This is a genomic window from Prosthecobacter sp. (assembly GCF_044222565.1).
GTDB lineage: Bacteria > Verrucomicrobiota > Verrucomicrobiia > Verrucomicrobiales > Verrucomicrobiaceae > Prosthecobacter.
This window is the reverse complement of record NZ_JBGANA010000003.1, coordinates 244,371-258,416: the sequence shown is the minus strand read 5'-3', so window position 1 is coordinate 258,416 and position 14,046 is coordinate 244,371. Positions and strand designations below refer to the sequence as shown.

General features: G+C 61.7%; 12 protein-coding genes. 10 read left to right on the top strand and 2 right to left on the bottom strand.

The window, feature by feature from the left end:
* Position 1 precedes the first annotated feature (1 nt).
* On the top strand, positions 2-556 hold the full coding sequence (gene ruvC, locus ACILSR_RS05565; RefSeq protein ID WP_395748740.1) for a crossover junction endodeoxyribonuclease RuvC: 555 nt from the start codon (positions 2-4) through the stop codon (positions 554-556).
* A gap of 107 nt (positions 557-663) precedes the next feature.
* Here the strand turns inward: ruvC and ACILSR_RS05560 are convergent, their stop codons facing one another.
* Positions 664-1,257 (bottom strand): SET domain-containing protein, encoded by a 594-nt coding sequence (locus tag ACILSR_RS05560; protein ID WP_395748739.1) that lies wholly within the window; start codon positions 1,255-1,257, stop codon positions 664-666.
* A gap of 240 nt (positions 1,258-1,497) precedes the next feature.
* Here ACILSR_RS05560 and ACILSR_RS05555 point away from each other — a divergent pair, with 240 nt between their 5' ends.
* The 9 genes from ACILSR_RS05555 to ACILSR_RS05515 all read left to right on the top strand — a co-directional run bounded on the left by ACILSR_RS05555 (position 1,498) and on the right by ACILSR_RS05515 (position 11,815).
* Positions 1,498-3,015, top strand: a complete 1,518-nt coding sequence (locus ACILSR_RS05555) for a peptidyl-prolyl cis-trans isomerase (RefSeq protein ID WP_395748738.1) — start codon at positions 1,498-1,500, stop codon at positions 3,013-3,015.
* A gap of 138 nt (positions 3,016-3,153) precedes the next feature.
* A complete protein-coding gene (locus ACILSR_RS05550; RefSeq protein ID WP_395748737.1) occupies positions 3,154-3,501 on the top strand; it encodes a tetratricopeptide repeat protein in 348 nt (115 codons plus the stop codon).
* 207 nt (positions 3,502-3,708) lie between these two features.
* The gene (locus tag ACILSR_RS05545) at positions 3,709-4,479 is read left to right on the top strand and encodes an SDR family NAD(P)-dependent oxidoreductase (protein ID WP_395748736.1); all 771 of its coding nucleotides are present in this window, start codon (positions 3,709-3,711) and stop codon (positions 4,477-4,479) included.
* A 585-nt stretch (positions 4,480-5,064) separates the two neighbouring features.
* Positions 5,065-5,964, top strand: a complete 900-nt coding sequence (locus tag ACILSR_RS05540) for a dihydrodipicolinate synthase family protein (protein ID WP_395748735.1) — start codon at positions 5,065-5,067, stop codon at positions 5,962-5,964.
* Positions 5,961-7,208: an MFS transporter gene (locus tag ACILSR_RS05535; protein WP_395748734.1), complete on the top strand. Its 1,248-nt coding sequence runs from the start codon at positions 5,961-5,963 to the stop codon at positions 7,206-7,208. The genes ACILSR_RS05540 and ACILSR_RS05535 overlap by 4 nt, the downstream gene beginning before the upstream one ends.
* A 28-nt stretch (positions 7,209-7,236) precedes the next feature.
* Positions 7,237-7,989 carry a DUF3592 domain-containing protein gene (locus tag ACILSR_RS05530; RefSeq protein ID WP_395748733.1) on the top strand — a complete coding sequence of 251 codons (753 nt, stop codon included), beginning with the start codon at positions 7,237-7,239 and terminating at the stop codon, positions 7,987-7,989.
* An 8-nt stretch (positions 7,990-7,997) separates the two neighbouring features.
* Positions 7,998-9,149 carry a mandelate racemase/muconate lactonizing enzyme family protein gene (locus tag ACILSR_RS05525; protein ID WP_395748732.1) on the top strand — a complete coding sequence of 384 codons (1,152 nt, stop codon included), beginning with the start codon at positions 7,998-8,000 and terminating at the stop codon, positions 9,147-9,149.
* A 204-nt stretch (positions 9,150-9,353) separates the two neighbouring features.
* A complete protein-coding gene (locus tag ACILSR_RS05520; RefSeq protein WP_395748731.1) occupies positions 9,354-9,629 on the top strand; it encodes an SDR family NAD(P)-dependent oxidoreductase in 276 nt (91 codons plus the stop codon).
* A 671-nt stretch (positions 9,630-10,300) separates the two neighbouring features.
* Positions 10,301-11,815, top strand: coding sequence for an NAD(P)H-dependent oxidoreductase (locus ACILSR_RS05515; RefSeq protein WP_395748730.1), 1,515 nt, complete (start codon positions 10,301-10,303; stop codon positions 11,813-11,815).
* Between the two features lie 265 nt (positions 11,816-12,080).
* Here the strand turns inward: ACILSR_RS05515 and ACILSR_RS05510 are convergent, their stop codons facing one another.
* Entirely contained in the window at positions 12,081-13,904 is a 1,824-nt protein-coding gene (locus ACILSR_RS05510) for a sulfatase-like hydrolase/transferase (protein ID WP_395748729.1), read from the bottom strand.
* Positions 13,905-14,046: the final 142 nt, after the last annotated feature.

The following is a 14,046-nucleotide window of genomic DNA, read 5'->3' as shown; positions in this document are numbered from 1 at the left end:
CATGGCCCGCATCGTCCGCAGTTCTGGCGAAACTTCGGCAACACCCACCGTCGAGCGCGTGCTCGCCATCGACCCCGCGTTGCGCAAGACCGGCTGGGCCATCGTCGAGTCCGCCGGCGGGCAGCTTCGTGCCATCGAGTGGGGGGTCATTCACAACAAGCCCGCTCTCCTCCCCTCCGGCTGCCTTGTCTCCATCCGCACCGGGTTGAGCGACGTCATCGGCCGCCACTCTCCCACGGTCTGCGCCATCGAGTCCACCATCTTCGTCCAGAGTTACAAGACCGCCATCGTTCTCGGCACCGCCCGCGGCGCCTGCCTCATCGCCGCCGCCGAACACGGCCTGCCCATCTACGAATACGCCCCGCGTGAGATCAAACAGGCCGCCGTAGGTCGCGGTGCCGCGCAAAAAGACCAGGTCGCCTTCATGATCCGTGCCCAGCTACGCCTCCGCGAAACCCCCGATGCCGACGCTGCGGACGCCCTCGCCACTGCCATCACCCATTTTCAAAACAGCGCCGCCGCCCGCGCCACCGAACGCGAGACCCGCCGCGTCTAGACCAGTTCTCGAAAAGATTGTCATTTTGACCGGCGAGCGCAGCGGCCCCAGTGGCAAGGCGGGAGCGCCGCCTGCTATTTGAAAATAACAGGCAAGCGACGCGCCCCCTATTTCTTTTTCTTCTTCGTCACCGTCTTCTTCTTCACCGGCGTCACCGTCTTGTCCTCGCCGTTACCATTGAGCTTCAGCTTTCCGCTCTTCACGTCCTTCTCCAGTTTCTCCAGCTTGCGCAGCAGCTTGGGCCACTGCTTCTCCTCCACGATGTATCCCACGCAGCGCTCTGCGCCGCACCGGCACGGGTGGTCGTCCCACGTGTCCACATCAAATCCGTAGTTGTAGGTCAGTTCCTCCCCCGCCTTGATTTCACGCAGTGAATAAATCCAGATGCGCCCCCGAATGATGTAGGCCTCGCAGTTGGGCGCACAGGAGTGGTTGATGTAGCGCGCCGGGTTCCGCCCCTTCGCACCGTCGATGTCATACTTCTGGTTCAGCGTAAACACATACACCGCCGCACCGCCGGTCTTCTTCGAGTTGTTCATCAGCGCGTCACCCCGCCGTGTGGACTCCGCCTTCGTGATCTTTTCCCCCACATACTCGATGATCGGCACATCGTTGGGAATGTCGCACCGCGCAAATATGCCGCGGTTGTGGATGGAGGAGGAGCGGACGGTCCAGTAGCGTTTCGTAGGGGCTTGGGGCATGAGGGCAGACGATCGACAGGGAAAAAGGGAGCGCATGAAGTGTGCCGGGTCCCTCCATTGTCAAGGAATGAGGATGAATGTTTCCCTCCCTTCTGCCATCCAGCCTCTGGAATCCGGCATCTGGCTTCTGTGAGAAGAGGATCCTCCGTGGCACGAAGTGCGAAGGTTGGCCCCTCACTTTCCGGTTGCCCCCGGGGTGCCGTGCGCCTTATTGCGCGCCCTTCAACCGCCCAGACTCCCATGCTCGAATTCTTCCGCCGCCACCGCGGTGCCTTTCTCATCACCCTGACCGCCGCCATCATCATCTCGATGTTCTACTATGGGGTTTCGCAGACCACCAAGAATTACGAGAAGCGCGCCAAGATCACCGACACCGCCGTCACCGTTTTCGGCAAGGAGTACTCCATCGGCGATGTCCAGCGCCTTGAGCGTTCCCTTCAGCTGTCTGCCTTCGTCATGCAGTCCTTTGAGCTCACCGATATGCTCACGGACCTCTCTCCCAATGGCGGCCCCGAGACCCTCACCAATCTCTTTGTCGCTCGCCACCTCATGGAGCAGTATGGCATTCGCACCAGCGATGCCGAAGCCCGTGCCGCCCTCGAAAAACTCCCCGGCCTGCAAAACAACGGCAAGTTCGACGTCGCCCGCGCCCAGATGCTCGAAGAGCGTGCCGCCTCCATGGGCTTCGAGGGCGATGACCTCCTCGCCATCATGAAGGACACCATCGGTCTTCAGAAGCTGCGGGACATCATCACCAAAAACTACACCGCCTCCCCTCTCTCCGCTGAAAAGCAGTACGCCAGCAGCTACCAGACCTTCAAAGGCTCCAAGATCACCTTCCTCACCGAGACCTTCAAAAAGGCCGCCACCGTCACCGACGAAGAAATCAAAAAGTACTACGAAGAAAACAAGGAGCGCTACATGACCGCCGAGAAGCGCGCCGTGAATTACATCTTCTTCGAGAACCCCAAGGATCTCGACAAGAAGCCCCTTGAAGAACGCACCAAGGCCCAGAACGCAGTCGTCGAGCGCGTCAATGCCTTCAATGCCCTCATCAAAGCCCAGGACAAGCCCAAAACCTTTGCCGAAGCCGCCGCCCAGACCAAGGAAAAAGTCGAGACCACCCCCCTCTTCACTCAGGACGCCCCCCCCGAGGCCCTTAAATCCGAAAGCAGCCTCATCGACCTCATCTTCTCCCGCTCCAAAGATGCCGCCAACGCGAGCGAGGCCATTGAAGGCGGCGCCGGCTACTACGTCTTCGAAGTTTCCAAAATCGAGGAGCCCAAGCAGCAGACCCAGGCCGAAGTCACCGACAAGGTCAAAGAATCCCTCCTCGACCAGAAAGCCGTCGAAGCCCGCACCAAGGCCGTCAATGACGCCCGCACCGCACTCAGCGCAGGCCTGAAAGCCGGCAAAAAAATCGAAGATCTCGCCAAGGAAAACAAGCTCACCCTCGAAGTCCTCCCGGACATCGAAATCGCCAATCCTCCCCAGGATGTCCCCAACGGCTTCGACATCGCCAACGAAGGCGCAAAGACCGGCGTCGGCGAGATCTCGCACGCGGTCGATATCGACAAGGGCAAAGCCATCGTCCTCGTTTACGTCAGCGCCAAGGAACTCCGCAAACGCCCCGACTCCGTCGAAGTCCGCAAGAACCAGGTGGACTTCCTCTCCACCCGCGAGCGCAAGGTCCTCTTCCAGGCCTGGTTCAAAAAGCAGCAGGAATCCGCACGCGTCGTCATGGCCAAGTTCAGCTGATAAGAAAGCGTAGAATAACGCCATCCCACAAAACATGGAAAACCGCGGAGTTCCGATCCAAAAGGCGCTCTCTGCGGTTTTCTCGTTTTTTGCGGGGTATCGGTCGTTCCCCACCCTCACATCCCCTCAACTCCTCGCATGAGCGACACCGCAACGCCGTCCACCGTCGAGGACCTCTACGACGAAGCCAGCGGCCACGTCGCCCTTGGAGAACTGCCCGAGGCCATCGCCCTCTACCGCCGTTGCGTCGCCCTCCAGCCAGACCACTTTGAGAGCTGGCACGCCCTCGGCATGGCACTCCTGCGCAATGGGGAAGTCAAAGAAGCCATCGGAGCCGGCCTCATGGCCACCACCCTCCAGCCCAACGACCTTCTCGCCTGGACCGCCCTTTCCCAGATGTACGTCACCAACAAGCAGATCGCCGAAGCCGAAGACGCCAAAGGCAAAGCCCGCATCCTCTCCCTCGGCGGTAAAATCGTAAAGTAGGCTGCCATTCGGCCCCTCTAAAATCAAAAATCGGTTGTCCCTCAATCGAGACTCACGCCCCCCATGATATCCATGCCCGGCAAAAAGATTGACGATCACCGAGCCATCGATTTTTGATTGCCAACCTCCCTGCCGCCGCCCCGCCCCACCGCGTCCTCCGAAGCCCCTCTTCATCATTCATAATTCATAATTCACATTCGCTCCCCCATGTCCTCCCCACTCTTCAATCTCTCCGGCAAATCAGCACTAGTCACCGGCGGCAGCAAAGGCCTTGGTAAAGCCATGGCCCGCGGCTTCGCTGAAGCAGGCGCGGACGTCTTCATCTCCAGCCGCAATGCCGAAGAGCTCACCGCCGCTGCCGCCGAAATCGGTGCCGGCCTCAGCGTCAAGGTCCATTGGATGGTCGCGGACATGGCCGACCGCGCCGCTGTCAAAGCCCTCGCCGTCGAAGCCGAACAGCGCCTCGGCAAGATCGACATCCTCGTCAACAACGCCGGCATCAACAATCCCCAGGCCATCGACGAAATCACCGACGAAGTCTGGGATCGCAACGTCGAAGTGGATCTCACCGCCGTCATGTCCCTCACCCGCGCCGTCGTTCCCGGCATGAAGTCCCGCCAGTGGGGCCGCATCATCCACATCTCCAGCGTCCTCGGCGTCGGCGGCCGCCTCAAGCGCAATGTTTACTGCGCCTGCAAAGCCGCCCTCATCGGCCTCGCGCGCGCCAGCGCCCTCGACCTCGGCCCCTACGGCATCACCGTCAACTGCCTCTGCCCCGGCCCCTTCCTCACCGACATGCCCGGCAAGCTCCTCAACGACCAGGAAAAGCAATACTTCGCCGACCGCACCGCCCTCAAACGCTGGGCCGCCCCCCGCGAACTCGCCGGCCCCGCCCTCCTCCTCGCCAGCGAAGCCGGCTCCTACATCACCGGCCAGGGCCTCGTCGTCGACGGCGGCGCTGCCGTGAACGTCCTCTAATAATCCTCCTCTCCCTCCCTGTTCTGCTCTCATTATCTGGAGCAAGCGCCCTCGCCGCATCGTCCTCGTCCTCCTACTCGAACTCGTCCTCGATCAAAGCGCAGCGTTCCAAGTGACGCCCCTCAAGCCACCACCCACTTCCGCCCCTGCGCCAGCCTCTTCGTTTTGTAGTACCGGCTTTAGCAGGTCCGGCTCCGGTTCTTCGCACGTAGTTCCGGATCGTAGCCCGCTCCGACTACGGCTCTTCCCCAGCCTGCCTTCCTTACCTCGCAGATCGAAGAAGAGAATAAATCACGTCCTCCCTTTCTCTCCCGTCCCCGTCGATCAGTGGCGTCTTCAAAGCAGCACCCACAATGCTCAGCAGATCGTTTAAATACGTCCTCACAAACGTCACGTCATCACACTGCGCTTTCATAGCGGCGCTCCTTTGGCAGCACGTACGCTGCGCTGACGATCGCCTCCAGGAATCGAAGGGGCACAGCGGCCGTCCCTGACTTCCGCAGACCATGTCGGCCTTGCACCGGGCGCTGCGCTAAGGATACGTGGGAGAGCACACGCCCCGCATCTCACCGCAAACTCCCTCGCATGCTCTCCGGAATCTTCCCCGTCATCCCCTCTCTCTTCACCACCGACAATCAGATCGATCTCGAGGCCCAGCGTCGCGTGATTCGATTTGCGCTCGATGCCGGAGCCCAGGGTATTGTCTTTCCGGGCGTGGCGAGTGAATACAGCCATCTCACTTTGCCAGAGCGCGAGCAGTTGATGGAACTGGTGGCGGAGGAAGTGGATGGCAGCGTGCCGCTCGTCGGGGGTGCCAGCGCAGCGTCAGCAGCGGACGTGATTGCTGCGGGGAGCATCGCCATGAAGCATGGCATTCGACACCTCATGATCATGGCACCACAGGGTTTGGGAGCAGACGTTGCAGCACATCGCGCGTTCTTTGATGAGGTCGCCCAGGGGCTGGCCGGTGCAGAGATCATTTTGCAAAACGCACCGGTTCCCACCGGCGCGGGCTTGAGCGCGCAGGCGATCATCGAGATCGCGGCGCAGATCCCGGCGATCACCTATGTCAAAGAAGAGACACTGCCCTCGGGACCGGCGATCACCACCATTCGCGAGGCCGGCATCGTTCATCTGAAGGGCGTGTTTGGCGGCGGTGGAGCGCGTTACATCATCGACGAACTCGATCGCGGTGCGTGTGGTGCCATGCCTGCAGTAGAATTGACCGATCTGCATGTGGCGCTGTGGAAAGCCCATGCGGCGGGCGATCACGCGAAGGCACGCCACTTGTATCGGCTGAGTCTGCCACTGCTGGTATCGCAGGCAATTTTCCGCATGCGCCTGACGAAGCATGTGCTGGCGAAGCGTGGCATCGCGGAGGCGCTGCATGTGCGCGCGGCCTTGCCGGAGATGGATGCCTTTACGCAGCGTGATGTGGATACGATGCTCGCGGATCTGCTCTCTGAGTTCCCCGCGAACGCATGACCACGCGCATCCCCCATCTGCGCTGGTGGATCGCCGCGCTGCTGTTCTTCTCCACGGTCATCAATTACATCGACCGGCAGACCTTGTCCGTACTCGCGCCGGTGCTCACGAAGGAGCTGGGCATCACGGATGTGGAATACTCAAACATCCTCACCGCCTTCCTCGCCGCTTACACGGTGATGTATGTCGGCTCTGGCTTTCTCGTGGATCGCTGGGGTGCAAGGATCGCGCTGACCGTCTTCATCATCTGGTGGTCGCTGGCAAACATGTCCCACGCGTTCGCGATGGGCGTGTGGTCGCTCGGTGCGCTGCGCTTCCTGCTCGGGATGGGTGAGTCGGGCAATTTCATGGCCGCCTTCCGCGTGGTGAGCGAGTGGTATCCAGCAAAGGAGCGCGCCCTCGTGCATGGCCTCATTCAAGGCGGCGCCGCCATCGGTGCCATCATCACGCCGCCAGTCATCACGTGGATCAATGCCCGCTTTGGCTGGCAGCCCGCCTTCGTCATCACGGGATCTCTCGGGCTCGTATGGGTTGCGCTGTGGTGGCTGCTGTATCATGCGCCGGACAAGCATCCGCGCATCACCGAGGCCGAGCGCGCCATCGTGCTTGCAGAGCCCACGCAGTCGGCTGAAGCAGGCGATGTCTCGTGGCGGCAGCTCGCGCGCTATCCGCAGATGTGGGGGCTCATGGCCTCGCGTTTCCTCTCGGACCCGGTGTGGTGGTTTTATCTCTTCTGGCTGCCAAAATATCTCGTGGAACAGCGTGGCTTCACCATGATCGAGATGGGCATGCTGGCCTGGATTCCTTACCTCGCGGCCGATCTCGGTGCTCTCTTCGGTGGCTGGATGAGCGGTCGTTTCATCGCAGGTGGCAAACCCGTGCTGTCCTCCCGTCTCAGCGTCATGATGCCCTGTGCCCTCATCATGCCGGTCTCGTTGGCGATCCATCACGCGCCATCCCGGACCATGACCATCGCGCTGATCTGCGTCGTGACCTTCGCGCACATGGCCTGGAAGACGAATCAGAACACCCTCACCAACGATCTCTTCCCGAAGCACCTCATCGGCGCCACTTCCGGCCTGCTCGCCTTTGGCACCGGCCTCGGCGGCACGCTCTTCACCTGGATGACCGGTCACGTGGTGCACTGGTTCGGTTACGGGGCCATCTTCATCATCATGGGCCTGTTGCATCCCGTTTCGTATCTCATCACCCGCAAATTCGTCCGCCAGCCGGTGATGGCATGAGGAACCCTTGACCCCGCTAACTTCCTCAATGCCACTCGCCCCCCCTCCTCGCCAGCTCCGCCCTCGCTCGAAAAGCGGCCGCATCATGGCGGGTTGCGGGCGACTTTTTATCCTGCCTCATGTCATTGGTGGCATCGGCATGGCTCTGGTGGTGCTGAGCAAGTTGCTCCTCGTCTTGATTGGGACAGCGACTCTGGGCACGGTGGAGTCGAGAACTGTCAGCAAAGGCAGCAAGGGGCGGTGCATCTACCATGTTGACTACTCGTTCCGCACAGACAACTCGATTCATCGAGGGGAAACTCAGATCGACAGGGACTTCTATGACGGGTTGGCAGAGAGGGCACCTGTCCAGGTCTTGTATCTTGGCCTGGCCCCTGAGTACATTTCGGACATCCTTCAACCAGGCAAGAGTCTCCCTCCCAACACCTGGCTAGCCATCATCTTCGCTGGGTTTTGGAACGCGCTCCTGTCTCCGTTTGTTAATATGCTGTACATCATGCCTTGGCGACGCAAAAGGCTGGTCAAAACGGGCGAAGCAGGCACCGGCAAAGTCGTGGCGCGCAGGATCGACCGTGGGCCTAAAGGCAGTCCTCAGTATGTGGTCGAGTATGAATACCGTGCCCTCGGCCAAAGGTACCGCGGAGAAGAGATGACAGACGAGAGCCTCTACAACGTCTTCCCGAACGGAAGAAAACTGAGCGTGATCTATGACCCAAAAAAACCCAGTCGGTCAGTCGCGTTGGACTTGTGCGAATGGGAGATCGTCGAAACCTCACCGTGAAAAGCCCCATGCGCATCAAATCCATCCACGCCATCCCTGTCCGGCTCCCGCGCGACATTGCCAGTTCGCGTGGCACCGCCGGCTCACCGACTTCGCTCGCCGGCGCAGGCGGCTACCGCTGGTCCACCGCGTACCCCGTCCTCTACTCGGTGAACTTCGAGACCGCGCTGGTGCGCATCGAACTGGACAGCGGTCTCGTCGGCTGGGGCGAGGCGCAGGCACCGCTCGCGCCTGAGGTCGCGTGCAGCATCGTCGAGCATTTGTTGCGGCCGGCGTTGGAGCACGAGGACTTCGACGGCACTCTAGAGCGCATCGGTGCACTGTGGGATCGCATGTATGCCACCATGCGCGTGCGCGGTCAAAACGGCGGCTTCATGCTCGATGCCATGAGTGGCGTGGACATCGCGCTATGGGATCTCGCGGGCAAGATGGCTGACAAACCCGTCTCCGCGCTGCTCTGCGACAATCCAAAGACACGCATCCCCGCCTACCTCAGCGGCACCTCCGGCAGCACAACGCAGGAGCGTGCCGATTTCGCTGCGCGTTATGCCGACGAAGGCATCGGTCTCGTGAAGCTCTACTATGAGAATGACTGGAGCGCTCTGCTCGCCATCGCGGATGGGCTGCCGGGCGCCATGCGCTTCGCTGTCGATGCCCTCTGGCATCTGCCTCCCGGGCAGGCCATCGATATGGCCCGCGAACTCGACACACGCAACGCGCGCTGGCTTGAATGCCCCCTCTATCCCGAAGAGATCGAAGCACACGCCGCTCTCGCTGCCGCGGTCCGCACTCCCATCGCGCTTGGCGAAAGCTATCGCACCGTCCGTGAGCTTCGCCCCTTCTTCGGCATCGCCCAAGTATTGCAGCCCGACCTAGGCCGTTGTGGCATCACGGGTTCGATGCAGATCGCGAAAGCCTTCGCCGGCGAAATCGTTCCTCACCTCAGCATTGCCATGGGACCTCAAATCGCCGCTGCCCTGCATTTGGCCGCTGCCTCACAAAACTGCCAACTCTGCGAGTTCAATCCCCACGTCCTGGACACCGCGAACACATTCCTCAAGTCACCCATCATCCGCGCAGCAGGTGATTACATCGTGTCCGAAGCGCCTGGGCTTGGCATCGAATGGAACGAGCGCTTTTCTTCACTGACCTCGCTGTAAGCGCGCCCTCGAATCCGCCTCTTCCTCCCTGTTCTGGATTCGGGGTCTGGGGTAACTCGCCCTCGCCAAAGCCCTTAGCGCATTCCCTCTTCCGGCCTCGTCCTCGTCCTCGTCCTCCTACTCGAACTCGTCCTCGGTCAAGGCACGCCGCGCCAAGTACAAAGCCCCACGCTATAAGTTGCATCCACTCCTGCATCAGCCTCTGTGTACGTAGTCCGGGCTTCAGCCCGCGCCCTCGACCTCGGCCCCTACGGCATCACCGTCAACTGCCTCTGCCCCGGCCCCTTCCTCACCGACATGCCCGGCAAGCTCCTCAACGACGAAGAGAAAAAATACTTCGCCGATCGCACCGCCCTCAAGCGCTGGGCCGCCCCCCGCGAACTCGCCGGCCCCGCCCTCATGCTCGCCAGCGAAGCCGGCGCCTACATCACCGGCCAGGGCATGGTGGTCGACGGAGGTGCCGCCATCAACATCCTCTAGCCAATCCTTCTCCTCCTATTCCTCTTACTCCTCCTCCCTTCGTTCAGCCTCTCGCTCCTCTCACTCGTCCTCGATCACGGCGCTTCATTTCCAGTTCAGAAGTTCAACTTTTCCACTCGCGCCGCCCCGGCGTCAGCCTCTTCGTTCGTAGGCGCGCACAGCACATCCCTACCCACCATCGCAGCGCACGCCCAGGGCTGGTAGGGCACCGCTGCGTCGGGGCCGAAATTTCGGGTCTTTCGCATCGCAGGCGTTCAAAAAGGTGCGCCGTCCTTTGAGCATCGAAAGGCAGGACGGAGCGTCCATTCCCGACTTCTTCAGAGGCAGCGTGCCACATCCGACCGCACCGCCTGCCGTCTGCGGAGCGCGGACTTCAGTCCGCAGAAGGTCGCAAACACCTCCAAGCCCGCGCATGCCCCTGGCAGGCCGCAAGCACGAGCATCCTGAAGAGCGTCAGAAACGTCGAAGTGCGCGCCTGGAGAAAACCCTCGGCCCGCCATGCGCGACCAAGTGCCGCACACCCATGGCCCCCTGCACCCAATGCACTCCCCCCCTCGCCCACCTTTTCCCCTCCAACGCTCCCCACCCAACAAGCCAGACACGCACCCAGCCCGCAGCAAACGATTAACAGGCATTCCCTGCACAAAGCCAGCGCACGGAATCCTGCATCGATGAAAGCGGCACAAACCACAGCACCCAAGGCACGCCGATACCACGTTCTCGTCATCGACGCCCACCCGCGCGCGGACAGCTTTTGCAGCGGCGTCGTCGCAGCCGTGGCCAATGGAGCTTCCTCCGCATCACATGAAGTCCGCTGGCTCGCCCTGCGTGAGTTGACCTTTGACCTCAGCTACAAAGGCCAGCCCCTCGAGTCCTCCTTGGTTCACACCCGGCAGGAGCTCCTCTGGGCGGAGCACCTCATCTTCGTCTATCCCATCTGGTGGGGCACCATGCCCGCACTCCTCAAAGGCTGGCTCGATCGCGTCCTGCTCCCCGGATTCGCGTTTGAAGAGCGTGAGGATGGCGGTTGGGAGGGCCTGCTCGGTGGCCGCTCGGCCACCCTCATCGCCACCATGGACACCCCGCGCTGGATCTTCTCCGCCATCCTCCACTCCTGCAGCATCCGCGCTTTGCGCGATGCCACCCTGCGCTTCTGCGGTATCAGCACCGTCCGCACCCTGCTGTTCTCCCCCATCCGCACCTCCACACCCGCACAGCGGCAGCACTGGCTCGCTCAGGCAGCACAGACCGGCTCTCAGCTCGATTCCATCCTGCGCACCGGATGGCGCGCTCGCCTGCGTGTCTGGCTGCAGGCCCTGCGCCCTCAGTTCTACTTCTTCCCCTGGCTCGCCCTCACCGCCGGAGCCATCACCGCATCCGCAGAAAGAAGCGCCCCATGGCATTGGGCGCCCTACCTCCTCTGCTGGGCTGCCGCTTGGCTGCTGGAAGCCGTGGCCGTGCTTACCAACGAGATCAACGACCTTCCCACAGACACCCTCAATCAAAACAGCGGCCCCTTCACCGGCGGCTCCCGTGTCCTCGTGCAGAAGATCCTCACCACCCAGCAGCTTCAGCACGCAAGGACAGCCGCCACAGCCGGTATCGGAGCCATTTTCCTGCTGCTGCTCACCCTCGTCCCCACGGTTCATTCCCGCGATGCGCTCATCGTCATGCTGGCCGGACTTCTGCTGGCAGTCGGCTACACCGCACCCCCGCTCAAACTCGCCTACCGCACCTGCGGAGAAATCGATGTCGCCCTGACCCACAGCATCCTCGTCATTCTTCTCGGACACATCTCTCAGGGCGGCGCGCTCGACTCCTCTCGCCCCTGGCTCCTCGCAGCCCCGGCGTTCCTGGCCATCCTGCCCGCCATCATCCTCGCCGGATTTCCCGACCTCGAAGCAGACACCGCCGTCGGCAAGCAAACCCTCGTCGCCCGTTGCGGCAGACGCATCGCCGCTGGCGTCGCCATGGCATGCACCCTGTTGGCTCTCGGGCTCCATGCAGCCCTCTTTGCCAGCCCCTGGTGGTTCTTCCTCCTCATGCTCCTTCACGCAGGCGCTCTGGTATTCTCCATCGCCACCTACCTTCGCCAGCCCCATTCCGGACGCATCAATGCCCTCCTCACCCTAGCCCTCTCCTACATGCTCTGGTTTGTCTGGTCCCCCTGGTTCCATCACGATTGAGCAGGAAACTAGACCAGTTCTCGAAAAGATTGTCATATTGAACCGGCGAGCGCAGCGGCCCCAGTGGCAAGGCGGGAGCGCCGCCTGCTATTGAAGAATAACAGGCAAGCGACTAACGCAGCCAATGGGGCCGCTCCGCCGCCCGGGCCTTGCAGCCGGTCGGTTTGGAGGAGGGGGCTGAGGACATTGAAACGCCCTCGACCCCAAGCACAGCCGACTACGGCCGCAGCGCCTGAACACAACAACAAGCGGCTCTCCCATCCCATCACCTTCGCACGTTGCGAACCCTTGCCGCTTCCCCTTTCGGGATCACCGCTTTCGCTGCACGATCACCGATAACAAAATGGCCGAGGCGCATGCCAACCGCTGAACGGATTTCCCACACGGCGCCGGGCCGCGTCTGCTGACGCCGGGTCTTCGTGGGCTCGATCTGTCCATAGGATCGCGACTCCCCTTCCGGGCTCATCCAGAACAGCTCCACGTTCTGCTCGTCTGCATTGATGAAGGTGACATCGAAAGGATTCCCATCAGGCTTCGATGGCGGTGTCGGGCCTTCGCTTGCGGGATGCCAGGTGAGCGAGGTCATCGACGCCAGCGGCACTTCCGGAACGGGCGCAGGATGGGCCGGCGCGAGCGCGCGAAGTTCGGCTGCACGGCTTCGGTGCTCGGGCGTCGCTTCGCCGTGCAGCAGGTTCGTCCATTCATGGGGATCGGCCGCGATGTCGTACAGTTCCTCTTCGCCGTTTGCATAGTGGATGTAGCGCCAGTGATCGCGGCTCACCGAATAAGCACCGGGACTTTGCATCTGGGTGACGGCGGCGTGAGGCCACGTGGCATCCGGATCGCGCAGCAGCGGCACGAGGCTGCGCTCGCTGCCCCCTTCGTTTCGAGAGGCAGGCAGCCCGCACAAATTCGTGAGAGTCGGGAACAAATCCGTAAGACTCACCGCACGATCGCACACGCTGCCGCGGCTCGTGCCCCCGGGCAGGCCGGGTGCGCCCTTCGGCACACGGATGATGAGCGGCACGCGCGTGCAGAGACGCCAGCCGGTGTATTTCTGCCAGTGCTCCTTTTCGCCCAGATGCCAGCCGTGGTCGCTCCACAGCACGACGATGGTGTTGTCACGCGCGGGACTCTTCTCCAGCGCATCCAGCACGCGCCCCACCATGGCATCGGAATAATGGATCGCCGCGAGATACGCCTGGATGCCTTTCTTCCACTGGCCTTCCTTCTGAATGTGCGGAAAATACCGGTTGCGCGCCAGCTGCTGGCCTGCGGGTGGCACGTCATCGAGGTCATCCTCTTTCCAGCCAGGTCCCGGCTGAATGCTCTCCAGCGGAAACGGTTCAAAATAGGCCTTCGGCAGAAACCACGGCTCATGCGGCTTGTAGATGCCACACCCGAGGAAGAACGGTTTCTCGTGCGTACGCGCAAGCTGCTCCCCGATCCATTTTGCAACAAGATGGTCCCCGCCGAACTCCTGGTCGCTTATGTCCAGCTCGCCCCAGTCCGTTTCGACGTACTGCCACGGCCCGCCCACAGGCAGGCTGATGGGCCGCTTCGGCGGATCAAACGTGCGCGGGAACGGATTGTCCTTGGCCTTCTCCGGAAAGTATTCATCCCACGATTTCGGGTCGATGATGTAGTGCAGCAGCTTGCCGGAGCCCGCGGACCAGTAGCCGTTGTTCGAAAAATGCCGCGGCAGCAGCTCTGCCTGCGGCAGCACATCACGCAGTTTTTGGCCGTTGTTGTACAGCCCGGAACGCCACGGCGGCACGCCGCTGAAGACCGCCGTGCGCGACGGATTGCAGGACGGCGCGGAGCAATGCGCGTTCGTGAAAAGCACACCGCTCTTCGCCAGCCGGTCAATGTTCGGAGTGCGCGTCTGCGCATGTCCACCGAGACAGCCGACCCAGTCATTGAGGTCGTCCACCGCAATGAAAAGAACATTGGGCCTGGCGGCAGTGCTGGCACGAACCACTCCCCCCGCAAAGAGCGCCCAAATTCCCAAGGCGACGACAACGGGCCGGATCAGGCGGAAGGCGTCAACAGATGTTGCTGCAGGATTGGAGAACGGCAAAGGAGTCATCGCATCTGTCCCGACCTGTCATTCATTTCCACTTGGAAGTCTTGATGTGGATTGCGTTCTGCCGCGACAAATGCGGCAAAGCTAAACTCCCGAGTTGCGCAAGATCTTGGCCGCAAGCCGTCCACTCCAGCCCCTTTTAATC

Bases quoted from the DNA above. Each gene is read 5' to 3' on its own strand.
- ACILSR_RS05545 (WP_395748736.1), top strand. From the start codon at position 3,709: ATGTCCTCCCCACTCTTCAATCTCTCCGGCAAATCAGCACTAGTCACC.
- ACILSR_RS05515 (WP_395748730.1), top strand. From the start codon at position 10,301: ATGAAAGCGGCACAAACCACAGCACCCAAGGCACGCCGATACCACGTT.
- ACILSR_RS05535 (WP_395748734.1), top strand. From the start codon at position 5,961: ATGACCACGCGCATCCCCCATCTGCGCTGGTGGATCGCCGCGCTGCTG.
- ACILSR_RS05555 (WP_395748738.1), top strand. From the start codon at position 1,498: ATGCTCGAATTCTTCCGCCGCCACCGCGGTGCCTTTCTCATCACCCTG.
- ACILSR_RS05540 (WP_395748735.1), top strand. From the start codon at position 5,065: ATGCTCTCCGGAATCTTCCCCGTCATCCCCTCTCTCTTCACCACCGAC.
- ACILSR_RS05530 (WP_395748733.1), top strand. From the start codon at position 7,237: ATGCCACTCGCCCCCCCTCCTCGCCAGCTCCGCCCTCGCTCGAAAAGC.
- ACILSR_RS05550 (WP_395748737.1), top strand. From the start codon at position 3,154: ATGAGCGACACCGCAACGCCGTCCACCGTCGAGGACCTCTACGACGAA.
- ACILSR_RS05560 (WP_395748739.1), bottom strand. From the start codon at position 1,257: ATGCCCCAAGCCCCTACGAAACGCTACTGGACCGTCCGCTCCTCCTCC.
- ACILSR_RS05510 (WP_395748729.1), bottom strand. From the start codon at position 13,904: ATGACTCCTTTGCCGTTCTCCAATCCTGCAGCAACATCTGTTGACGCC.
- ACILSR_RS05525 (WP_395748732.1), top strand. From the start codon at position 7,998: ATGCGCATCAAATCCATCCACGCCATCCCTGTCCGGCTCCCGCGCGAC.
- ruvC (WP_395748740.1), top strand. From the start codon at position 2: ATGGCCCGCATCGTCCGCAGTTCTGGCGAAACTTCGGCAACACCCACC.